28 protein-coding genes and 1 pseudogene are annotated in these 20,239 nt (G+C 66.6%); 10 read left to right on the top strand and 19 right to left on the bottom strand.

Going from position 1 to position 20,239, the window contains the following annotated elements:
• On the bottom strand, window positions 1-2,006 hold a 2,006-nt coding region (locus tag V8324_RS12815; RefSeq protein ID WP_336420319.1), incomplete at its 3' end, for a phage tail tape measure C-terminal domain-containing protein.
• Between the two features lie 68 nt (window positions 2,007-2,074).
• Here V8324_RS12815 and V8324_RS12810 point away from each other — a divergent pair.
• Together V8324_RS12810 and V8324_RS12805 are read left to right on the top strand one after the other, a co-directional pair.
• On the top strand, window positions 2,075-2,287 hold the full coding sequence (locus V8324_RS12810) for an AbrB/MazE/SpoVT family DNA-binding domain-containing protein (protein WP_336420318.1): 213 nt from the start codon (window positions 2,075-2,077) through the stop codon (window positions 2,285-2,287).
• Window positions 2,287-2,667: a type II toxin-antitoxin system VapC family toxin gene (locus tag V8324_RS12805; RefSeq protein WP_336420317.1), complete on the top strand. Its 381-nt coding sequence runs from the start codon at window positions 2,287-2,289 to the stop codon at window positions 2,665-2,667. The genes V8324_RS12810 and V8324_RS12805 overlap by 1 nt, the downstream gene beginning before the upstream one ends.
• Here the strand turns inward: V8324_RS12805 and V8324_RS12800 are convergent.
• The 4 genes and pseudogenes from V8324_RS12800 to V8324_RS12785 form a co-directional block, all read right to left on the bottom strand.
• Complete coding sequence (locus tag V8324_RS12800) at window positions 2,657-2,830, bottom strand: DUF7697 family protein (RefSeq protein WP_336420316.1); 174 nt, start codon at window positions 2,828-2,830, stop codon at window positions 2,657-2,659. The two genes, V8324_RS12805 and V8324_RS12800, sit on opposite strands and share 11 nt — an antisense overlap.
• Window positions 2,831-2,886: 56 nt before the next feature.
• Window positions 2,887-3,354: a hypothetical protein gene (locus V8324_RS12795; RefSeq protein WP_336420315.1), complete on the bottom strand. Its 468-nt coding sequence runs from the start codon at window positions 3,352-3,354 to the stop codon at window positions 2,887-2,889.
• Window positions 3,354-4,363: pseudogene (locus V8324_RS12790) on the bottom strand (phage tail tube protein). Before V8324_RS12790 ends, V8324_RS12795 begins: the two are co-directional and overlap by 1 nt.
• Window positions 4,364-4,387: 24 nt before the next feature.
• Window positions 4,388-4,810, bottom strand: a complete 423-nt coding sequence (locus V8324_RS12785) for an acyl-CoA transferase (protein ID WP_336420314.1) — start codon at window positions 4,808-4,810, stop codon at window positions 4,388-4,390.
• Between the two features lie 64 nt (window positions 4,811-4,874).
• Here V8324_RS12785 and V8324_RS12780 point away from each other — a divergent pair, with 64 nt between their 5' ends.
• Window positions 4,875-5,366, top strand: coding sequence for a hypothetical protein (locus tag V8324_RS12780; protein WP_336420313.1), 492 nt, complete (start codon window positions 4,875-4,877; stop codon window positions 5,364-5,366).
• Between the two features lie 17 nt (window positions 5,367-5,383).
• Here V8324_RS12780 and V8324_RS12775 read toward each other — a convergent pair whose 3' ends face one another.
• The 7 genes from V8324_RS12775 to V8324_RS12745 are packed head-to-tail and all read right to left on the bottom strand — an operon-like array spanning window position 5,384 to window position 10,533.
• On the bottom strand, window positions 5,384-6,016 hold the full coding sequence (locus tag V8324_RS12775) for a DUF6441 family protein (RefSeq protein ID WP_336420312.1): 633 nt from the start codon (window positions 6,014-6,016) through the stop codon (window positions 5,384-5,386).
• The gene (locus tag V8324_RS12770; protein ID WP_336420311.1) at window positions 6,013-6,324 is read right to left on the bottom strand and encodes a head-tail joining protein; all 312 of its coding nucleotides are present in this window, start codon (window positions 6,322-6,324) and stop codon (window positions 6,013-6,015) included. The genes V8324_RS12775 and V8324_RS12770 overlap by 4 nt, the downstream gene beginning before the upstream one ends.
• Complete coding sequence (locus V8324_RS12765) at window positions 6,324-7,328, bottom strand: major capsid protein (protein WP_336420322.1); 1,005 nt, start codon at window positions 7,326-7,328, stop codon at window positions 6,324-6,326. Before V8324_RS12765 ends, V8324_RS12770 begins: the two co-directional genes overlap by 1 nt.
• Before the next feature lie 57 nt (window positions 7,329-7,385).
• Window positions 7,386-7,757, bottom strand: a complete 372-nt coding sequence (locus tag V8324_RS12760; protein ID WP_336420310.1) for a head decoration protein — start codon at window positions 7,755-7,757, stop codon at window positions 7,386-7,388.
• Window positions 7,758-7,763: 6 nt separating this feature from the next.
• On the bottom strand, window positions 7,764-8,819 hold the full coding sequence (locus tag V8324_RS12755) for a head maturation protease, ClpP-related (protein ID WP_336420309.1): 1,056 nt from the start codon (window positions 8,817-8,819) through the stop codon (window positions 7,764-7,766).
• Window positions 8,820-8,823: 4 nt separating this feature from the next.
• A complete protein-coding gene (locus tag V8324_RS12750) occupies window positions 8,824-10,314 on the bottom strand; it encodes a phage portal protein (protein ID WP_336420308.1) in 1,491 nt (496 codons plus the stop codon).
• A gap of 3 nt (window positions 10,315-10,317) precedes the next feature.
• Window positions 10,318-10,533 (bottom strand): phage head-tail joining protein, encoded by a 216-nt coding sequence (locus tag V8324_RS12745; protein WP_336420307.1) that lies wholly within the window; start codon window positions 10,531-10,533, stop codon window positions 10,318-10,320.
• Window positions 10,534-10,598: 65 nt separating this feature from the next.
• Here V8324_RS12745 and V8324_RS12740 point away from each other — a divergent pair, with 65 nt between their 5' ends.
• Window positions 10,599-11,495 carry a DUF1186 domain-containing protein gene (locus tag V8324_RS12740; RefSeq protein ID WP_336420306.1) on the top strand — a complete coding sequence of 299 codons (897 nt, stop codon included), beginning with the start codon at window positions 10,599-10,601 and terminating at the stop codon, window positions 11,493-11,495.
• A gap of 10 nt (window positions 11,496-11,505) precedes the next feature.
• Here V8324_RS12740 and V8324_RS12735 read toward each other — a convergent pair whose 3' ends face one another.
• Both V8324_RS12735 and V8324_RS12730 read right to left on the bottom strand, forming a co-directional pair.
• Window positions 11,506-13,491 (bottom strand): phage terminase large subunit family protein, encoded by a 1,986-nt coding sequence (locus V8324_RS12735; protein WP_336420305.1) that lies wholly within the window; start codon window positions 13,489-13,491, stop codon window positions 11,506-11,508.
• The gene (locus tag V8324_RS12730; protein WP_336420304.1) at window positions 13,439-14,041 is read right to left on the bottom strand and encodes a hypothetical protein; all 603 of its coding nucleotides are present in this window, start codon (window positions 14,039-14,041) and stop codon (window positions 13,439-13,441) included. Before V8324_RS12730 ends, V8324_RS12735 begins: the two co-directional genes overlap by 53 nt.
• Before the next feature lie 111 nt (window positions 14,042-14,152).
• Here V8324_RS12730 and V8324_RS12725 point away from each other — a divergent pair, with 111 nt between their 5' ends.
• The 4 genes from V8324_RS12725 to V8324_RS12710 all read left to right on the top strand — a co-directional run bounded on the left by V8324_RS12725 (window position 14,153) and on the right by V8324_RS12710 (window position 15,562).
• Window positions 14,153-14,347 carry a hypothetical protein gene (locus V8324_RS12725; protein WP_336420303.1) on the top strand — a complete coding sequence of 65 codons (195 nt, stop codon included), beginning with the start codon at window positions 14,153-14,155 and terminating at the stop codon, window positions 14,345-14,347.
• Entirely contained in the window at window positions 14,344-14,562 is a 219-nt protein-coding gene (locus V8324_RS12720) for a hypothetical protein (RefSeq protein WP_336420302.1), read from the top strand. The genes V8324_RS12725 and V8324_RS12720 overlap by 4 nt, the downstream gene beginning before the upstream one ends.
• Window positions 14,563-14,673: 111 nt before the next feature.
• Entirely contained in the window at window positions 14,674-14,943 is a 270-nt protein-coding gene (locus V8324_RS12715) for a hypothetical protein (protein WP_336420301.1), read from the top strand.
• A 97-nt stretch (window positions 14,944-15,040) separates the two neighbouring features.
• Window positions 15,041-15,562 (top strand): DUF3489 domain-containing protein, encoded by a 522-nt coding sequence (locus tag V8324_RS12710; RefSeq protein ID WP_336420300.1) that lies wholly within the window; start codon window positions 15,041-15,043, stop codon window positions 15,560-15,562.
• A gap of 61 nt (window positions 15,563-15,623) precedes the next feature.
• Here V8324_RS12710 and V8324_RS12705 read toward each other — a convergent pair whose 3' ends face one another.
• Together V8324_RS12705 and V8324_RS12700 are read right to left on the bottom strand one after the other, a co-directional pair.
• Window positions 15,624-16,256: a hypothetical protein gene (locus V8324_RS12705; RefSeq protein WP_336420299.1), complete on the bottom strand. Its 633-nt coding sequence runs from the start codon at window positions 16,254-16,256 to the stop codon at window positions 15,624-15,626.
• A gap of 63 nt (window positions 16,257-16,319) precedes the next feature.
• On the bottom strand, window positions 16,320-16,529 hold the full coding sequence (locus V8324_RS12700) for a DUF7220 family protein (protein ID WP_336420298.1): 210 nt from the start codon (window positions 16,527-16,529) through the stop codon (window positions 16,320-16,322).
• 60 nt (window positions 16,530-16,589) lie between these two features.
• Here V8324_RS12700 and V8324_RS12695 point away from each other — a divergent pair, with 60 nt between their 5' ends.
• Window positions 16,590-17,183 carry a CIA30 family protein gene (locus V8324_RS12695; protein WP_336420297.1) on the top strand — a complete coding sequence of 198 codons (594 nt, stop codon included), beginning with the start codon at window positions 16,590-16,592 and terminating at the stop codon, window positions 17,181-17,183.
• Here the strand turns inward: V8324_RS12695 and V8324_RS12690 are convergent, their stop codons facing one another.
• Both V8324_RS12690 and V8324_RS12685 read right to left on the bottom strand, forming a co-directional pair.
• On the bottom strand, window positions 17,184-18,512 hold the full coding sequence (locus V8324_RS12690) for a DNA modification methylase (protein WP_336420296.1): 1,329 nt from the start codon (window positions 18,510-18,512) through the stop codon (window positions 17,184-17,186).
• A complete protein-coding gene (locus V8324_RS12685; protein WP_336420321.1) occupies window positions 18,487-19,233 on the bottom strand; it encodes an HNH endonuclease in 747 nt (248 codons plus the stop codon). The genes V8324_RS12690 and V8324_RS12685 overlap by 26 nt, the downstream gene beginning before the upstream one ends.
• Here V8324_RS12685 and V8324_RS12680 point away from each other — a divergent pair.
• Entirely contained in the window at window positions 19,178-19,375 is a 198-nt protein-coding gene (locus tag V8324_RS12680; RefSeq protein ID WP_336420323.1) for a hypothetical protein, read from the top strand. The genes V8324_RS12685 and V8324_RS12680 overlap by 56 nt on opposite strands.
• Window positions 19,376-19,650: 275 nt before the next feature.
• On the opposite strand, the gene V8324_RS12675 is transcribed toward V8324_RS12680, so the two are convergent.
• On the bottom strand, window positions 19,651-20,178 hold the full coding sequence (locus V8324_RS12675; RefSeq protein ID WP_336420295.1) for a GIY-YIG nuclease family protein: 528 nt from the start codon (window positions 20,176-20,178) through the stop codon (window positions 19,651-19,653).
• Window positions 20,179-20,239 lie beyond the last annotated feature (61 nt).

Below are 20,239 nucleotides of genomic sequence, written 5' to 3'. Positions count from 1 at the left end.
ATGCTGTCGGCCAGCGCGCGAAAATCCATCCGGCCCTTCGTGACAAACGCCACCAGCGCATCTTCGGCGCCCTTGAAGGCCCGCCCGAGCGCCGCCCCGATCTGCTGGCCGGTGTTCATGGCCGATTGCGCATAACGCGCCAGCACGTCGGACGCCGCCTGCCAGCCCGAACTCGCTTGGTCGGCGGCAGTCTGGGTGGCGGACCCGGCGGTGCGGGCGGCTCCGGCGCTCTCGTCCAGCGCCGTGGTAACCCCGTCGGCGGCGACGGCCGTCTCCTCCAGTGCCGCCGCGCTGTCCCGTTCTGTGCCTCTGACCACATCCCGCAGCGCCTGCCAGGCGGTCATGGGACGGCTTGCTGCGTCGGACAGCATCCCGGCGGCCTCACTGTAGCCATCGGCGCGCCCTCGGGCGTCGGCAGCCATCCCGCCGAAAAGCTCCGGCGCCTTCACATAGGTGCGGCCCATGGCAGCGCGGAAGGCGTCGCCGGCAGCATCGCCGACCGCGGCCGCGGCGCCAGCGAAGGGGTTCTCGACCCCGCCCAGCTCGACCGGGTCCAGCGTGCCGATGGAGAGGCCACCTTCGCCGGTCGCCCAGTCAGGCAGATTGGAGAGCGCCGCATTCAGCCGGGTGATGAAGCGGTTGATCCGCGCCACCACGCCGTTGAACATCGACTCGACGCCGTCGATCAGGGCATTGGCGGCGCCGAAGGCGAAGTCCCCGATGGCCTCCGGCAGCGCGCCCCAGATTGCCTTCACGGCGTCAAAGGCGCCGGAGAAGGTCGCGACCGTGCTGCCCGCCCAGCCGACCACAGCTTCCGTCGCGCCCTGCAGAGCGTCATAAATGCTGGCCTGCGCAGCGGCCCAGCCGGCCTCCACGCGCGCCCAGGCGGCGCCGGCGCGCAGCGCGATCCGGTCCCAGGCCTCCGCGGCCACGTCCTTCAGCAGACCGAGCGCCGCGCCGATGCCGCCGGTCGCCGCCACCAGGCGGGTGAACTGGTAGATCAGCTCCCCCGCGCCGACGACGAGCGCGCCGATGCCGGTCCGGATCAGCGCCCCGCGCAGAACGACCAGCGCCGTGGCAAGCCCGCGCACGGAGAGCGCGGCGGCGGCCATGCCGGCCACCCAGCGCCCGGCCAGGAAGGCGGCAAAGCTCCCTGCGATACTGGCGAGCCGTCCGAGGTTGGCAAACAGCCCCTGGATGGCCTGGCCCAGCGGGCCGGTGGTGCGCGCCACGGCGGCCATGGCCTCGGCGACCGCTTCCAGCGCAGGGGCCGCGGCGACGGCCAGCTGGTTCGAGAGCCCGCGCCAGACCAGCCCAAGGCGTGAAATGGCGTCATTGGTCCGTTCGATCCGGGCGGCGTCCTGCTCGGACACCACGACGCCGAAATCCCGCACATCCTGCGTCGCCTGGCGCAGCGTGGCGCTGTCGATCCGCGCCATGGCGATGGAGCCTTCCTCGCCGAAGAGCTGGCCCGCGACAGCCGCGCGCTCGGCGGCCGGCACGAAGTCTTCAATGGCGGCGTTGATCGCACCCACCCGCTGATCCAGCGGCAGGGCGATCAGATCGGTGGCAGACAAGCCCAACCGGTCCAGCGCGTCGGCGGCAGGACCGGAACCGGCGGCCGCCTGGCTGAGGCGGCGCGTCAGGTCCTTCGTGGCCTGCTCGATGCCGGACATGGCCACGCCGGCCAGTTCGCCCGCGCGCTCCAGCGTCTGGATCGAGGCGACCGTGGTCCCCAGCGATTGCGCCAACTTGGCCTGCGCATCGACGGTTTGCAGACCGGAGCGCACCATGGCGACGCCCGCCGCCGTCGCGGCTGCAACGGCGGCGGCTGACGCCACACGCACCCGGCGCGCAAAGCCGGCCAGCCGCCGGTTCGCTGCCTCCATTTCCTGGCTGAGCCGCCCGAAGCCGCGCTTGCCGGCCTCGCCCACGCCCTCGAGCTCGGCGCGCACCTGTCGCCCGCCCGTCGCCGCGAGGCGGACGCTAACCCGTTTCTCGGCCATGGCATGATCCTTGAATTGCCAGTGCGCCTGTCTTACGTTTGGCGCATCGATAAAGTGAAAGTATGAGCATGGCCGAGACTGCGACCCTGTCCTCGAAGTTCCAGATCTCCATCCCCAAGGCGATCCGCACGGCGCAGCACTGGGAGGCCGGGCTGACCTTCGCGTTCATCCCGAAAGGGACGGGCGTCCTGCTCGTGCCGGTGCCGAAGCGAGAGGCGCTGAAGGGCCTTGCGCGTGGCGCCGCGCCGACCGGCTATCGCGACCGCACCGATCGGGTCTGATGGTCCTCGTCGACACATCGGCCTGGATCGAATGGCTGGTCGCATCGCCCACGGGCGACAAGCTTGCGCCGCACCTGCCTGAACAGGCCGACTGGCTGGTCCCGACCATGGTTCAGCTGGAACTGGCCAAATGGCTGACGCGCGAGGTCGGCGAGGACAAGGCAGACCAGGTGATCGCCTTCACACAGGTCTGCACTGTCATCCCGCTCGACACCGAGATCGCGCTGGCGGCGGCGGAGGTGTGCAGCGCCCACAAGCTGGCGACCGCAGATGCCATCATATTCGCGACCGCCCGTGCACAGGGCGCGGCCTTGCTGACCTGTGATGCACATTTTGACGGACTGCCCGGCGTCACCCTGATCGAGAAGATCAAGGACTGACGTGCGGGTCGCCATTCGTTTCCAGTTGCTCGTTCAACTTGACCACCATCACCGCCTCGAGGACGGGCAGCAGCTCGGCCATGGCCAGCGGTTGGACACCGAGGGCTGTCCCGAGAGACAGCGCGGCGGTCATGTCCCAGCCGATCACCGCACCGGGTAGCACGCGCAGCTGGCCACCGAGGCGGCCGACAAGGTCCCAGACCTGCGTGCCCTCGAACGTCAGCGGCTGGTTTTGGACCGCGGGGCAGTCCTGGCACGCTTGCGGGTAGGCTTCGCCGGGTTCGCAGCCCTCGCAGTATCGATCGCCCCCGCCGAAGGACCACTCGGCGAGAGCGCGGAGCCGTTTTTTTCCTGCTCCAGCAGCAGGCCTTTGGAGACGTAGGTCAGCTGGAAAGCCTCGAAGATGGGCCAGACGTCGAGGAGCGCGTCGATGGCCTCGGGGCTGGGTGCGATAGGGTTGCCCTCGGCATCTCCCACACCCTCCCACGCCAGCACCGCGCGGCGCGCCAGCGCACTGGCGAAGGCGACGGCGCGCTCCTCGTCACCGGCGTCCTCGGGGACCGCCTCCACAGCCGGGTCGCTGCGGGTGGCCACCATCAGCGCGGTGGTCAGCGGGCGGAGTTGCACCCGGACGCCGGGGGCAAGGTCATACCAGCGGGGTGCGTTCGTCAGGTCGAGTGTCAGCATCAGTATTCCTCAATGTCGTTGATCAGGGTGGCGGTGCACATCCGGCCGACCAAGCTGTCGCGGGCGGCCTGCCAGTCGAAGGTCGCCTGCACGCCTTGCGGTCCGGAAATCTCGATGCGTGGGCGCGGCAAGTAGACGGCATGCGCGATCAGAGAAAGGCTTTCTCCGGAGGGCAACGTATAGCCGAACTCAAGCTCGCAGGGATCGCCATTGATCGCCTGATTGACCAGCACCTGGTCGGCGAAGCGCACCTCGACCCGGCCCGTCAGCGCGGCGATGCTCGGGTCGGCCCCGTCGATGCGGCCGTCCGGCCGGATGGTTTCCACCCGGTCGAGATTGTTGGCATAGGTGGTCTCGGCCGAGACGATGTTGCCGAGCGCGGTCCCATTGCGGGTGATTGCTCCGTTGAAATGCCCGAACCGCTTCAACTCCAGCGCGGCCAGCGTTCCGGCGCTGGTGGTCGTGCCGACCGTCTCGCCCTGCGCCACCAGCCGCGCCGTCGCGNCGCGGCCAGCGTTCCGGCGCTGGTGGTCGTGCCGACCGTCTCGCCCTGCGCCACCAGCCGCGCCGTCGCGGTCAGCAGCCCCGAGCGCTGCATCTGCCAGCTGATCTGGTCGAGCACGCAGCCGGAATACATCGCATAACGCGGCACCTCCGGCATGCCGGTCTCGATCGACATGCTGGGCAGCGTCCAGGACCCCGACTGGAACTCGTGGGTCCAGGGGCCTGTGCCGGTGGTCGTGGGCTGACCGAAGGCGGCCTTCAGCCAGAAGCCGACCGCCTGTGCGTCGATCGGCACCACGACATCACCATCCGAGGTCACCGCATCCTTGATCGGCGGCAACGGATCGCGGCCGTAGCCGAGCAACTCCGAGTTCAGCAGCGGCTGGTCGGCCCCGAGCGAGGTGCTGGCGAAAGGCATACGGGTGAAACCGCTGGCGGGCGGCGTTCCATAGGTCGTCTCGAACGCAAGCGCCATCTGCGCCCGCGCCCCCTGGGCTCGTGCCATAGTATTCTCCTGTGGTCGGTTGGGTCAGGCCAGCGGGTCGGCCGTGGAATAGTGCAGCACCACAGGGATCACGGCGGCCTTCAGGCTCGCCGCTCCTTCGACTGGCAGATCAACCGGCCGCGGCGCCTCCGCCTCGACCCAGTCGCAGAGCCCGCCTAGCGTACGAGCGGCGGCGAGTGCTGCGCCGATGCTGGCGGTCAGCGTGTCGAAGGCGGTGTCACGGTCGTCACCCTGGACAACCGCCTCGATCTCTGCGCGGTGCTGATAGTGATAAGCGAGCGGCGACAACGTCACCTCAGGCTCCCCCGGCTCGCCGTCGCGCAGGATCAGGAGGCCGTCAGCCGGGACGCGCTCTGGCAGCACGTCGCCGCGGAGGGCGGTGGCGGGCAGCAGCGCTGAGAGCCGCGCGTGCAGCGCGGCGAGGATGGCTTCGCGGGAGGTGGGCATCGATTTGAGAAACCTTGGCGCTTCGCTATTGTGTGCATATAGGGATCAAAGAGTTGGATGTGCGATGCTCGCGGAAGATTGGCTTGAACGAACTCAACCTGGCTACCAAGAACTCTCGAACGTCGAGCGATCGGCGGTGGCTGGCTTCTCTATCGTCTGGAGTGTCTTCGAGGCGCGGGCTCTTTCGACGAATGCAAACACAACCGCCATCGTGCAATTTGTTGACAAAAACGCAGAGAACTTCGGTTCGGCTGAGCCCTTCGGAGATGCTCTGGCGTATTTCCAACAGAGGTACGTGTCAGACGGTCAGATCAATCACAAGTTTGAAAGCCTGCATTTTCGAAAAAACGACAAACGGGAACGCGTGGAAGCTGTTCTGTTGGGATGTGAAGCCGCACCGACCGAGATCGTCACAGCCTTGCTAATCATCGTCTTTCGGCTGCGAAATAACCTCTTTCATGGGATCAAGTGGGCCTACGAAATGCGCGATCAACGGCGGAACTTCGAGCATGCGACAGCCGTCCTGACGCGCGTCCTAGATTCCCACGCGGCATGAATGCGGAAATGGCGTTCTCAGGTTTGCCGCCCCTCCACCCAGTTCGCCACGATCAGTCCCGGCACGCTGTCGAGCGCGCGCTCGGCGTCACGATCGAGATCCAGCCGCTTCGGCAGCTTGACCTGCGGCACCAGCAGGAAGATCGGCACTGTGGCGCGGCCACGTCCTGTCTTCGATCGTGAGGCCACGCCGAGACCCCGGTTATTCAGACGCCCGTCGGCCACGAGCAGGCTCGGGCCGCGGCGGCGGTAGACAAAGCGCAGGCGCAGACCGCGACGACGCTCCCATTCGCCGGGGGTGATCTTGCCGCCCCGCCGGCCGCGCCCGGCAGCGGGCAACGGGATCGTCAGCCAGAACCCGGTCTTCGAGCGAATCAGCGGGCCGGTGTCGTGCGCGCTGACTATGTCCGGTGCCTTCGACCAGACCAGCGCGGCGGCGTTCAGGCTGGGCTGGCCCTTGGGATATTGCGCCGAGCGGATGGTGCGGGCGAGCCGCGGCCCCAGCCCCGCGCCGGTGATCTGAGCGCGCCAGGCGGTCTTGAGGCTGGTCCCGGCCTCGCGCGTGGCCGCTGACACGGCCTTTTCGCCCGCCTTGATCTCGGCGGCCATCATGGTCGCCAGATCCGGGGTGACGTCGAGCCTGAACTTCATGCCGGCCTCAGATCCACAGTCCAGACCAGCCGCTCGCGATCGCGCACCGGCTCGCCCTGTATGAGGAAAGCCTCTCCATCTATCTCGATGCGGTCGCTGGGACGCGGCGTCGGGACTTCCGCGACGCGCAGATCCACACGGGTGGTCTCCGACCAGATGCGCGCGTCGCCAAAGCCGGTAATGTCATCCGCGCGGCGAGTGACCACGCGGACAAGAACGGGCACGCCACCCTCGGGGGTGTAGACGGCATCGCGCCCGACATTGCCATCTGTGAACAGCGCGTCAAGCGCCATGGCGACGGCCGTCATCACGTCCGCCGCGCGCTGCGCAGCACCTGCGGCCGGGTGCAGATCGGCAGCAGGTTGCTCTCGATCTCGAGACGCACCCATTCATCGCGGTCGCGGTCCGGGATCATCCGCGCATAGAGCGGCAGGCCGACGGTATTGACCGTCTCGAACGTGTCGGCCGGGGCGTAGTAGATCTCGAACAGCCCCTCGACGCCTTCGGGATAGAAATACGCCTTGTCGGTGGGCACGCCGAAGCCCAGCCCGCCCCGGTAGCGGCGGAAGGTGATGCCGCCGAAGCTGACCTCCTCGCCCACACGGCCGCGCAGATCGGCCGCCGCGGCGGTGTTCAGGTACGTCTCGCGCACTTCCTTGTGGGCCACGAGATCGGCGAAGAACGCCGAGCCGCATTCGGCGCGCAGCTGCACCTGACCCGCGGCCAGCCCGCCCAGCGTGTCCTCGACGCTTTCGATCAGCGCCTGGCAGCGCTTGCGCAGCGCGCCCGAGCCCGGGGTGGCATTGTCCAGATCGAAGTCGATCTCGGCGGCCGGGGCGATGCCGAACTCGGCGTGATAGTCGATCACCGTGGCGCCGTCGCGCGGGTCCTTCACCACGCCCTGGATGCCGTTGAAGAGGTGAAACTCGAAAGTGGCCTCGGCATCGTTGCGCAGGCGGCCCAGCTTGCGTGCCACCTCGGTCTGGACCTGCTGGACCGCCGTTTCCGAGCCGAAGTCGCGGATGGACTGGATTTCCGAGGCCCAGAGCACGTCCTGCTTCTTGAACTGCCGGCAGACGAAGGCGCGCATGTCGCGGCGCTCGGGGATCTGGCTCTCATAGGCCGAACCGCGTTCCGAGAACGGGATCAGCGACAGCGTGCCGTCGCGGCTCTCGATCATCACGGTCCGCGAGCGCACGCCGCGACTGCTGAAGAGGCCCGCGCCCGACAGGATCGCGGGCTTGTAGGGGATGTTCTCGAGCGCGCGGGTCAGCTCGATGATGGAGAAGGCATCGCCCTCAAAAATGTCCATGGTGGCCACAGCGTGCCTCCTTCTGGTCTGGATGTGATTGGGGAGTTGCGCTCAGGATCAGCGCAGGAGGATGCCGAGCGCGGCCAGCGCCGTGGTGGCCGTGGTGATCTGCGCCTCGGTGGCGCCGTCGGGCCAGCCGATCTCGTGGCGGTTGACGATCGCCGGGCCGCGCACCAGCACCACAGCGTGGCCATCGGTATCGGTGGCGTCGACCGCGCCCCAAAGGATGCCGATGGCGTTCTGGCTGCCATTGGTGGCAGCGGGCGCAAGGCCCGTGTATTTGCCGCCCGTCGTGATCCTGCCCAGCACGGTGCCGGGCGCGAGCTTGCCCGCGCCCGAGGCGATGGTGACGGTCTCGCGGGTGAAATCGCGCAGCACTTCCCAGGTCAGGAAGCCACCGGCGTGTCTGTCTTCAGTGAGCGTGGCCATGGAAACTCATCCTTTCAGCTTGAAGGCCCGGGCGATGACATCGCCCCAGGGGCGCGTGGTCTCGCTGCGCCCGGGTTGCGGGTGATGCGGGGTGATCTGCGGCGCGGCCTCGGCGCGCGCATCCAGCAGGCTGGCACGCACGGCATCGAGGCTGGCCTCTTCCTCGAGGAACCGTCCGGCCATCTGCGGCTGGCCCGCGAGGCGGCAGAGATCCACCACGGCGCGCGCATGCGCGATGGCCTCGGCCCGGATCGCGGTGGCGTCGGTCTGCTCCGGAGCATTGTTGGCGGCTGCAACAATGCTGCCGGGATCCTCGGCTGCGGGGATGTCGGAGGGGGTGGTGTCACCTGCAACACCAGCAGCCTCGCTTCCAGGATGCGGTGCAGGATCGGTCGGCGGCGCAACATCGTACTCGCCTCCAACGATGTCGGGCCCTGTTGCTGCGTCTTCGTCCGGCGCGACGGCATCCACCGCCTCGACCAGTTCGGGCGGCGCATTGCGGAACCGGCCGATGTCGAAGGCGGCGGCGATGCGCACGGGCTCGGCCAGGCGCGTGGCAAGCCCGGCCTCCAGCGCCTCGGCCGCATCGAACCACGTCTCGGCGGCTAGGAATGCGGCGATCTCCGCCTCGGGCTTGCCGGATCTGGCCGCGTAGCCGCGCAGCATGCTGGCCCCGATCTTGTCCAGCGTTCCGGCCATGTCGCGCATGTCCGTAGCCGTGCCCATGACCAGACCGCTTGGGTCATGGATCATCAGGAAGGCGTTTTCCGGCATGACGATCTCGTCGCCGGCCATGGCGATGTAGCTTGCCGCCGACGCCGCAATCCCGTCGATCCAGACGGTGACCGTGCCGGCATGACGGCTCAGCGCGTTGTGGATTGCGACGGCATCGAAGACCGAGCCGCCGGGGCTGTTGAGCCGCAGATCGATCGGCGCGTCATCGGGCAGCGCGCCCAGTTCGGCCAGAAACCCCTTGGCCGAAACGCCATAGGCGCCGATCTCGTCATAGATCAGCACCTCCGCGCCGCTGTCCCGGGCGCGGATCGTGTACCAGCTGTTCATGGTTTTACTCCTGTTCGTCAGAACTGTCCGCGCCGTCGCCCGGACCCGGCCGCGTGGCCGGCGTCGCACGCGCTCCTTGTGTCTCGCCCGGGCTGGTGCGGTAGCGCAGGCCGAGGCCCTCGGCGCGCGCCGTGTCCACCGCGTTCTCGCGATCGACTTCCTCGACATCGTAGCCGGTGGCCTCGACGACCTTGCGCCGGGATGTGATCCCGGCCTCCATCGCCAGCACCTGCGCCTGGATGTCCTTCAGAGGATCGACCCAGTCCCAGCGGGGCGGGATCCACTGCACCATGCGGGCGGCCGCCGGATCCGGCAGCTCCAGCCGGCCCGCCAGCTGCGCGGTCTCCAGCCAGCGTCGCCAGACGGGACGGCAGAGCTGATGCGCGATCACCCCATGCTGCAGCTGCTGCACGCGCCGGCGGAACTCCACGAGTTCCGCACGCAAGGACGAATAGTTGGCCTGCCGAACATCCCCGGTGACCAGATGATAGGGCAGCCCCAGCGAGGCCGAGACCGCGAGCAGCGTGCGGTACTGGAACGCCTCGTAGCCGCCACCGACATCCGCGGGGCTCGAGAACTTCACATCCTCGCCGGGCAGCAGCACCTGCATCGTGCCGGGCTCGAGGCTGGCGATGGCGGCGCCATCCAGATCGGCCTCGTTCTCGCCCATCATCGGGTCTTCCGGCGCGGTCTTGGTGATGAAGCCCGCGAACATCGCCGCGGTCTTCTTGCGATCCAGTTCTGCGTCGTCATACTGATCCAGAAGGAACAGCCGCACCATGGCCGGGGCCACATGCGGCAGGCCGCGGATCTGCCCCGCGTCGAGCGGGCGGTAGATGTGCAGCACATCCTCGGCCGGCACGCGCACCGTTTCCGGCACCGCCACGCGCTGATCGGTGCTGTCGCCGGGATGGGTGCGCCGGAAATGATAGGCGACGCGCCGCCCGATCGCATCGAACTCGACCCCGCAGCGGATGCGGTTTCCATTGGCGGCCGTGCCCGTCTTCTCGAAGGGCAGCATCTCGGACTGCAGCAGCTGCATCTGCATCGGCACCAGCAGACCATCCTCGGCCCGGCGCGGCCGCATCCGGACGAAGCACTCGCCCGCCACGAACATCTCTCGCGCGACCATGGCCTGCAGCCCGTAGAAATCCGTCAGCCCCTCGGCATCGGCCTCGTCCGTCCAGGCAAGCCAGAGCCTCTGGACCTGATCCCGCAGATCACCGTCCTCGATCAACGACGAGGGCTTGATCCCGTCGCCCACCACATTCGCCGCGAAAGCCTCGCAGGCATTGGCCGCGTAGCCGTTGGTGACCACCAGCTCGCGGGCCCGGGCCAGCAGCTTCGGGCCACCCGAGGCGACCAGCGTGTTGATATTCTCCAGCGGCGGGTTCCAGCCCCGCAACCGGCGCTTGGACATCGCGCCTTCGAGACGCGCGCGCACGCCAGCCGGGCCAGCATGGGGCTGGCGGCGAAACCGGTCGAACAGCCCCATGGATCACAGCCCCTTCGCTGTCGTCACGCGCACATGGCGCACGATGCGCCGCCCCTCGAGAGCCGCGATCTCGCGGTCCAGCGCCTCGATCGCCCGGTCGATCTCGGCCACGCTGCGATAGTCTACGGTCTTGCCGTCATAGCTGACGCGTGCCACGCCAGACGAACGCTGTGCCGAAAGCGCGTCGCGGCGTGCGCGGAAGTCCGTGAGTGTCGCCATTCGGATTGACCTGTTCGCACAAGATGTTGCAATCGGTTGGACAGCTGATGATGAGGAGCGATTCCATGACCCCGTCCGAGATCATGCATGACCTTGCGCGCGACGACATGTTCCCCAGGGCGGCCATGGCCGCAGCCCGCGAAGACCGCGACACCATGGCCCCGATCTTCGTCGATCTGGTCACCCGCCTTGCTACTCAGGACCTCCCCGAGATGCGGGATGACGATATGACGGCGCTGATACCGGTGTTTCACATGCTCGGCGAGTTTCGCGAGCCGCGTGCCTATCGCCCCCTGCTCCGATTGCTGCGTCAGCCTTCCGAAAATCCGGAGGCTATTCTGGGCGATGCTCTCACAGAGACGAGCTTTCGCGTGATTGCCGGGACATTCGATGGTGATCTGCAGCCCCTGTTTGAGGCGATCGAAGACCCGAAGGCCTACGAGTTTTCGCGCGCCGCGCTGATGGACGCCCTGGTGCTGATCGCGCAACTGTACCCCGATCGCCGCGCGACGATCGAAGACTATGTCCGGACATTCCGCAGCCGCCACCCCGAGGATCTCCCCCTGGAGGTGCTGATCGGCTGGATGGACGCCATCGCCAATCTCGGGCTCGAAGACATGACCGAGGAGGTGCGCGCGGCGTTCGAAAAGAAACTGATCCCGCCTGATTACTGCGATTTCAGCCACTTCCTCGAAGACCTGCAAGCCACGCAAGATGCGGACGGCGCGCCAGCAAATCGCCGATACCAGAAACCTCTCATCACGGACGCCATCGACGAATTGTCGAGATGGCACGGCTATTCCGATGCGTATTTCGCCGAGCTGAAAAAGCAAAAGGCCAGACACGTCCTCCGCTCGGCTCCCTCGGCCGAGACATTCATGCACGAGACGCCGCCAGTCGGACGTAACGACCCCTGTCCCTGTGGCAGCGGCAAGAAGTTCAAGAAGTGCTGCCTGCACTGATCCAGGCGGGTCACCCCATGTAACTCGACCGCATCGTCCGCCGCCGCGACGAGGGGCGTGGCAGGGATTTCGCGGCCGCATCCCCATCCGGTCCGTCCAGTTCGACCGCCAGAGACCGCTCCAGATCCTGCCAGCGGGCCTCCGACCAGCGATCCGCGCCGGCAATCCAGGCGGCCGCCCGCGCATAGACGCGGCAGTCCAGCGCCTCGTTGCGCTCGCGCAGCTTCTGCCATTCGAGCTTCGAGAAGCCGCGCTTGCCCTTCACGGTGACCAGCTGCTCGGCGGTCAGCTGCTTGAGCCATTCGCCATCGGCCCATGTCGGCAGATGCACCGTTCCAGCCGGAAACGCGGCACCGGCGGTGATCTCCTCGGGTGTGGGCCGCTCCTGCCGCAGGAAGCGGTAGGTCTCGGCCTTGAAGGTCGAGGTCGCCACGGACCAGAGCCGCGCGCCGCGGCGCAGCCGCTTGCCGGCGATGGTGGCGTCGACATAGGTCGGGCCCGTCACCGGGCTGGCGCGGTTGAACCCCTCGAGCCCCTTGACCGGGGCGACCTGCGCGAATCCGACCTGCCGCGCCCAGCCGTAGACGGCGCTGGTCTCATAGCCCGTGTCGATGGCCAGCCTCAAAATGGTCAGGTGCTGCCCGCTGGCATGCGCCCATGTCCGGCCCAGCAGGTCCGTCAGTGTCTGCCAGCACTCCGGATCGCCGGGGCCGCCCTCGATGACGACGTGATCGACCAGCCAGCTTTCGAGCCCGCGGCCCCAGGCCCAGACATCGATCTCGATCCGGTCCTTTTGCACATCCGCGCCCGCGGTGAGGAACAGCCCGCCGGCCGGCACGGTGCCCGCTTTCCACTCTTCGCGCCGCTCGGCCAGCCGCTGCCAGTCCGGCGCCTCGCCCGTTTCGAACCACGTCTCGCCGAGGATCGTGTTGCGGAACGCCCGCATCGCCTCGTCATTGCCCTGTGCCGCCTCCCAGGCCCGCGCGATCCGCGCCCAGCTGAGCCAGCCGATCGGCGAGTAGAGCGCCGAGAGGTGATAGCCCACCGTGTGCGGGTCTTCCGCCTCTGCCGTCGCGCGCCAGTGGCCCGCCGCCAGCATCGCCGTCTTGTGGTGCTCGGCAATGGCCGCGTCGCAGCCCTCGCAGTGGTATTCCGCCGTGTCCGGCTGGCCCTTGTCCCATCGCAGCCGTTCGAACCGCAGCCATTGCACATGACCGCAATGCGGGCATGGCACATGATAACGGCGCTGGTCGCTGGCCTCGAACTCCCGCTCGATCCGGCTCAGCCCGCGGATGGTGGGCGTCGAGATCAACAGCGCCTTGCGCCGATGCGCGAAGGTCAGCGAGCGCGCTTCGGCCAGGCTGACCGGATCGCCTTCCTCGTCGGCCGAGGCCGGATAGGCATCGACCTCGTCGAGAAACAGGTACCGTGCCGGGGTCGAGCGCAACCCCACAGCCGAATTGGCGCCGGTCATGATCAGGATACCGCCCGCGAACTCCTTGGACAGCATGGTGTTGCCCGCGTCGCGTGAGCGCGCGGGCTTGATCCGCTCCCGCAGTTCCGGGCTTTCCTCGATCAGCGGATCGATCCGCTGGCGCGAGTTGCGCTTGGCCAGTTCCACCGTCGGCTGGACCGCCAGCATCGGCCCTGGCGCGTGATGCATCACGAAGCCGATGAAGCAGTTGCCCGCTTCCGTCGCACCCACCTGCGCGGCTTTCATGAACACCACCCGCTGCACCGGGCTGACCGGCGAGAGCGCATCCATGATTTCGCGCATATAGGGCGTGCGCGCGGTCTTGTAGCGCCCCGGCTCGGCGCTCGCGCGCGACGACAGCCAGCGATGCCGGTCGGCCCATTGCGACACGGTCAGGTCCGGGTCGGGCCGCAGGCCCCGCGACCAGGCGCGCAGCAGGTCCCTGGCACCGTCGAACCCAGCGACATCCTCATCCAAGGCCGCTGCGGATCTCGGCGAGGCTATCGAGCTGGGCGCGGACATGGGCTTCCAGAACCTTCTGCATCACCGCCGCCTCCACCGTGATCCCCTCGCCGAGGGTGGCTGCCAGTTCCGAGGCCATGAGCGCGGCCACCCGCGCGGGCCAGATCACCCAGGCATCGCGTTCCTCGCGCGCCAGCCGAAAGATCAGCGTTTCCGCGCGCGCCTTGTCGACCAGGTCGCCCTTGAGTTTTTGCAGCCGGATGCGGCGTTCCTGCGCCTTGAGCACCTCGTTCGCGGTCTTGGCCTGCAGGAAGGTCGTGCCGCCGCCGACGGCTGGCGCGGCCATTCCCTGCTCCTTGAGCGTATCCCCCACCGCAGAGACCGCGGCCTCGGGCACCGGCTTCAGCTTGGGTTTGCCGGTCGCGGACGCTTTGGGCGCGGCGCGGGATTTCGACGGGTCGGTCGTCTCGGTGCGGCGCGTGTCCGACGCCTCCGCGTCGATGCTGCCATCAGAGTGGAGCACCAGCCGACCGGCATCCTTGGCCTTCTGGATCGCCCCGCGCGACAGGCCCACGCGCGCGGCATAGTGGCGTTCGCTCAGGCCCTGCATGGCTCACCCTCGCGCGACATAAAGCAATGGAATTGCGGCGATTTCCGTTGATTGCACCCCGCACCGGAGCGATTCTGGGATCAAGCCAACAGACCCGGATCGGAGACCAGGATGACCATCGCAGACCGCTACAACGCTGAAGCCGCCCGCCTGCTGCCCCACATGGCCGACAGACTGGCCGTCGAGCCCACCATCACCACCGCGAACGAGATCGACGAGATCGTGTTTCGCCGCAGCGAATTCCTCGGCGGGATGGCTTGCGTGATCCTTGCCATGATCGAACAGCAGGACGGAGACACCGCATGACCGCCATCACGACCATTCGCATCGATCACGACGCCCTGCCCGCGCCATTGAGCCACACGACTCCTGACGCTGTCGCCGAGGCGATAGAGGCTGCGCTGCGTGAGGTCGGCATCACCGCCGAGGCGTCGGATCTGTTCAGTCATTACAAGATCGAACTGCCGACCGACAAGCTCGCCGCCGCCGCCACGGTGCTGGCCGGGATGGGTCTGATCTGATCGTCACCGGTGCAGAAAGCCATCATATTGCTCTGATTTGCCTACACTTTCCAGCCCGTCGGAGCGATTCTGATTGCACAAGAACGATGCAACTCACCACGGAGCCACGCCATGACCAGCCTGAACTCGCAAACCACGCCCCGCCACCAGCTGCGCGCCGAAAAGGCACACAGGAACAAGGAGGCCGCGCTGAACGCCTTCATCGCGAAGAAGGCCGAAATCGACGAACGGCTCGCCCGCCTGCAGGCGCTCAGCGACGACCACTTCAACTGCCATCCCGACGAGGTGGGCTGGGCCATGGTCGGCACGCTCGACCACTACAACGGGCTGCTCAAGCGCATCACCGACAGCGCCTTTGGCGAGGGCGAATACGCCGGGTAACACCTTCGGACCCTGACCAAGGACGGCCCGCCTCGATGGCGGGCTTCACCCGGTAGAAGCTCCTGCATGTCGCACGAGCCGAAACCGGAGATCATCCATGACCCAGATCCAGCTGTCCGACGCCCAGTCCGTCATCCTGTCCACCGCCTGCGCGCGCGACGACGGCGCCGTGTTCCCCGTCACCACCACCCTCAAGGGCGGCGCCGTCGGCAATGTCTGCAAGAGCCTGTTGAACCGCGGGCTCATCGAGGAAATCGAAGCGACCGACCTCAACACTGTCTGGCGTCACGACGAAGAGCGCGGACCCATCACCCTGCGCGCGACGCCGCTGGCCTACACGGCGCTCGGGATCGCGGACGAAACGAGCGAGGCGGTTCGGGCCGAAACCGCGACTGCGCCCGAGCCTGTCAAACGTCGCAGCGGCACCAAGCAGCAGGTGATGATCGATATGCTGTCCCGCCCGGACGGTGCAACCATCGAAGAGATCGCGGACATCACTGGCTGGAGAAGTCACACCATCCGCGGTTCGATGTCAGGCGCGCTGAAAAAGAAGCTCGGACTGACCATCACCTCCGAGAAAGTCGACGGACGAGGCCGCGTCTACAATATCACTTGCTGAAGCCAACTGCGAACACGACCGCCGGGACGAATGTCTCGGCGGTTGCGCAGCCCGTCCGAATTCAACTGCGGCTTGGAAAGTCCATGTACCATGCCGCGTGATCCTCGTCCTGATTTGGCATCCCGGGCTTGGTCAGGCAGCCTTTCGGGTTGATGTAGCTATCGATCCGACGCTCAGGTGCACCCGACCAATTGATGTTGAAAGCGCAGAGCTTCGGGAAGAAGTAGAGCGTGCTGTAAGGCAGGTGATCGTGGATCCACCACGCCAGCGACCGCCAGTCCGCGCCCGACTCAAAGCGATCGGCGAACCACGGCACGACCACGCAGGCAGTCGCGCCAGTGTGTCCTTCCGAATCTCGTCGATCCCATATGTGCCCCGCGTAGTTCGACGCGTTCGATGCACAGGTGTAGCCGGACTTGCCCGCCTTCTGCCGCTCGGCACCAAAGCCATTCACCTCGCAGGAGCGGTAGGCAGAGCGCACGGCGATGCGGCCGAATTCATCCTGGAGAGGCTCGAGCAACTCTTCGCAAAGTTTCTTCCCAACGGTGATGGCCAGTTCGGGATCCTCGGGGATGTTGGGTATACCGTGAAAGTTCCCGATCTCGCTGTAGAGGAAGTCGCGCATGAAGAATGTTTTCGACAGACGCACCCGACCAAGTTCCTCAAGTGCCTTTACCGTCGCTGGCTTTCTCATCCTTCGCCTCCGATGCTGCGTGTCGGAGCAGCGGTAGCATGCGCATCGTCAGAGGACCAACCGCTAACGCAGCGCCTCGAACAGCCGCCGCAGCAGGTAACCCCGCGCCAGCGACACGCCGACGAATACGAGCCCGATGGTCATATGCTCCGCGAGCCCCGTCTCGATCCCGAACCACGGGAAAACCACAATCTGCGTGGCGATGGCCAAAACGTAGCCGACGAAAACGTTTGCCGCCGCCTCGACCATCGACATGGTGCGCGACTGTTTCACATCATTTCCTGTAAACTGTTGGCTGATGAGACTGGGCGCGATAGGGAATTTGGGGGCACGATGATAAACAGGCGCAAAGCCCTGGTCGTGCCGGCCGCGATGATCGTGGCGGGGCTGGGATGGAGCCGAAGCGTGGCCGCAACGAGCAATGTAATCGATGATCTGAGCCAACCGCATCCGCGCGCAAGCCATGGGGCAGCTTGGGAAATGATCGCCGACCGCGTCATGGGCGGGGTTTCGAGCGGTACGATGCGCCGCGAGGTCGTTCGCGACCGCGAAGCGATCCATTTGCAAGGAGACGTCAGCCTCAAGAACAATGGCGGGTTTCTCCAGATCGCGCTGGACCTTGCACCCGATGGCTCGCCCGTGGATGCCAGCAACTGGGCGGGTATCGAGATCGACGTCATCGGCAATGACGAGACCTACAATCTGCACCTGCGCACAGCGGACGTGGCCCGCCCTTGGCAGTCCTACCGTCAGAGTTTCATCGCAAGGCCGGAGTGGCGGACGGTGCGGCTGCCCTTCGCCGGGTTCGAGGCGCACCGGATCGACGCGCCGCTCGACCGATCCACGATCCGCCGTATCGGCATTGTTGCCATCGGGCGCGCGTTCCATGCCGACATCGCGATCAGCGGCGTTCGCTTTTACGCCTGATCAGGCGGCGCTGGTTTCCGCCGGTGCAGCGGGGATTTCACCCAGCCGCTCAGCCTTCACATCCCCGAAGGTCCTGCCATCGCCGTCAAGGATTGCGTCCTTTCCGGTCTCGGCCTGCCAGCGTTCGACGGCGACATCGATATAGGCGGGGCTGATCTCCATCGCGAAGACGCGGCGGCCATTGATCTCGCCCGCCATGATCTGAGACCCGGAACCAGCGAACGGCTCGTAGCAAACACCGCCGCGGGCCACGTGCTGGCGCATGGGGATGCCGAATGCATCGAGCGGTTTCGGCGTTGGGTGGTCGGGCCGCTCATCCTTCGTGAAACTGGGCATCTCCCAGGTCGAGGGCAGCGTCTGCTCTGCGATCTTCGGCGGGCGGTTCGGACGACGCCAGCCCATGAAGCAGGGCTCGTGCTTCCAGAGGTAATGCGACCGGGTTAGCACCCCGCGGTCCTTCACCCAGATGATCTGCTGATGCACGAAGGCCCCGGCCTTTTCCCAGCAGGCCTCGAGCATCGCCTGGCGGCGCGACGCGTGCCAGCAATACCAGGCGGCGTCCTCGGTGATCGCTTCGGCCACAGCGGCGGCGATGAAGCCGTCGTAGAGTTCCGCGCCCTGGCTGCTGTCGTCCCAGGTGGTGCCGTAGCTCTGGCTCCAATCCTTGTTCCGCGTCGGATGGTTCGAACCGTCGTAATCCACCAGATAGGGCGGATCGGTCGCGAACAGGATCGCCCGCTCGCCATTCATCAGGCGGCGGACGTCCGTCTCGCTGGTGCTGTCGCCACACAGCAGCCGATGATCGCCGAGGATCCACAGATCACCCGTGCGCGACGCCGGGTTGCGTGGCGGCTCCGGGATGGTCACCGGGGGCACGGAGCCCCCGGCGCCACCCTCTTCTTCACCACCCGCCTCCGGATCGAACGCCAGCAGCTTGTCGAGTTCGCCGTCGGAGAAGCCGACCAGCGACAGGTCGTAGTCGTCGGCCAGCAGCTCCTGCAGCTCGGCCGAGAGGAGCAGTTCATCCCACTCCGCCCAGTTCGTCGACTGGTTGGCCAGCAGACGGAACGCCTTGATCTGCGTCTCTGACAACTCGTCGGCGAGGACCACCGGCACGGTGTCGAGACCGAGCAGCCGGGCCGCCTTCAGCCGCAGGTGCCCGTCGACCACCAGCCCGTCGCTGCGCGCGACGATCGGGATGCGGAAGCCGAATTCCACGATGGCCTGCGCCATCCGGTCGACCACATCGTCGTTCTTGCGCGGGTTGCGCTCGTATTCGACGAGGCGGCCGATGGGCCATTGTTCAAGCTGCAGCGCGTTGGTCGGCATGGGCGGAACTCTTGAGCAGGTGCAGGGTCACCGTCCGGCGCGCATGGATGCTGCAGAACAGGACGAGCTTGGTGACGGGCAGCGGCGGGTCGACCGCCTCGACATCGTGGAACACGCTCTCCACGCGCTTGTGGCAGGCGCGGCAGAGCGGGATCAGGTTGGTCGGCGTGTTGTCTCGCGTGAGGCGGAACGGGATGATGTGGTGCACCTGAAGGTGCCTGGTCCTTCCGCAGAAGGCGCAGAATGGCGTCTGCCGGAGCGCAGCCTTGCGGATCGTTTTCCATCGCGAGCCGCGCCCGCGGATCCGCGGCGTCCGGCACAGATGGCGCTCGTAGCAGGACCGCGAGCAGAACCGCCCGCTGGAGTTCGTGCGATCCGACAGGACCGACCTGGCGATGCGAAACGAGCCCCCGCAGGTCGCGCATGTTCGCTCGACCGATTTGGCGGCACGTAGGCAGCCGAGGCTGCAGTACTTCTGCCGGTTGCTCGGTGATGATACAAAGCTGCATCGGCAATGCTGGCAGGTTTCGTAGTTCGGCTTGACGGTTGGTCTCCCAAACCGTTCCGCAGCAGAGGCACGGCTCGAGCAGCTGCGGCATCGCTGTGCCGCATTATCGGCTCTCACCTGCTCGATCTTTCCACACTCGATACAGGATCGTACGCGGGTGCCACGTTTTCTTTCCGTCGCGCGCGGCAATGCGATACCCGAAGGTGCCGCCATGTTGTGCGCCAAGGTCATGCAGGTTCCTGTCGGTGATCGATCGGCATTGGCCGGGGTGGACTCCGCGGTGGTGTCCAGCGGCGTCCGGGTGGACTCCGACATCCGCGGGGTATCCACCCCGGGCGGCCATTCAGGTGTTTGAAATTACGAGGCTTTCAGCGTGCCGCGGGTGGACTCCGACCGGGGTGGACTCCCAAAAAAACGGCCCTGTCGCTGGCGAAATTGCGCGCTGCGCCCCCCAGCATACGAGGTGCACGAAAAGGAACCGTAAAATCAACGGCTTACGGGTCGGCGGAGACAGTTTTTCCGGTCAAGCGGTGGGCGGTTGCCCGGTTTCGAACTGTCTCCCCTTTGGACCCCGTCTGGACCCCGAACCGGACTCCGGGTGGACCCCGGAATCCAGCGGTGCAGGCCAGTTCAAGCTGACGGCTTTCGATGCCCCCAAGGGCACTGCGGCTTGTACGGCTCGCGTGCGCGCTTCGGTGGCCGCTGCCATGGCTCGTCCTTGCGCGGGGGTGTTCCTGCGATTGGTGACGGCGCGTGTCGGGGCAGGTCCCATTTCTTGTACATCCAGTCCTCGAAGAGGCATTCCATCTCCGATTGCGTCAAGCTCCAGATGTTGAGGCCTTTGATTGCCGCCTCGACCTGCTCCTCTGCCGTCTGGGGTTTCATGTCGAACCATTCGCCCCGAATGTTGTAGGGCGAAAAGCTGCTCTTGAAGGCGCTCTCGATCCGTGCGGCGACTGCCAGGCCTGGCAGCCACCAGAACCGATGGAAGACGAGTTCATCGAAGTGACTGGCCTGAATTGTTGCGATCCGTCGCAGGGGGTCCTCGCTTATCCCGATCTTCACCGGTGCGCCCTGAACGGGTTTCAGGAGATAGACAGTGTGGAACCCGTTGCTCCGGATATAATCACGGAAGCCAAGTGGACGCATGGCCGTCATGAATTGCCAATCCTGATGGAAGATCGGGGAACGTGCGGCGCGCCCTGCGCCAGCCGCACAA

It is taken from the genome of Roseovarius sp. D22-M7 (assembly GCF_037083785.1).
Classification (GTDB): Bacteria; Pseudomonadota; Alphaproteobacteria; order Rhodobacterales; family Rhodobacteraceae; genus Roseovarius.
The sequence above is the reverse complement of the archived record's forward strand: the minus strand, read 5'-3'. Positions and strand labels throughout refer to the sequence as shown.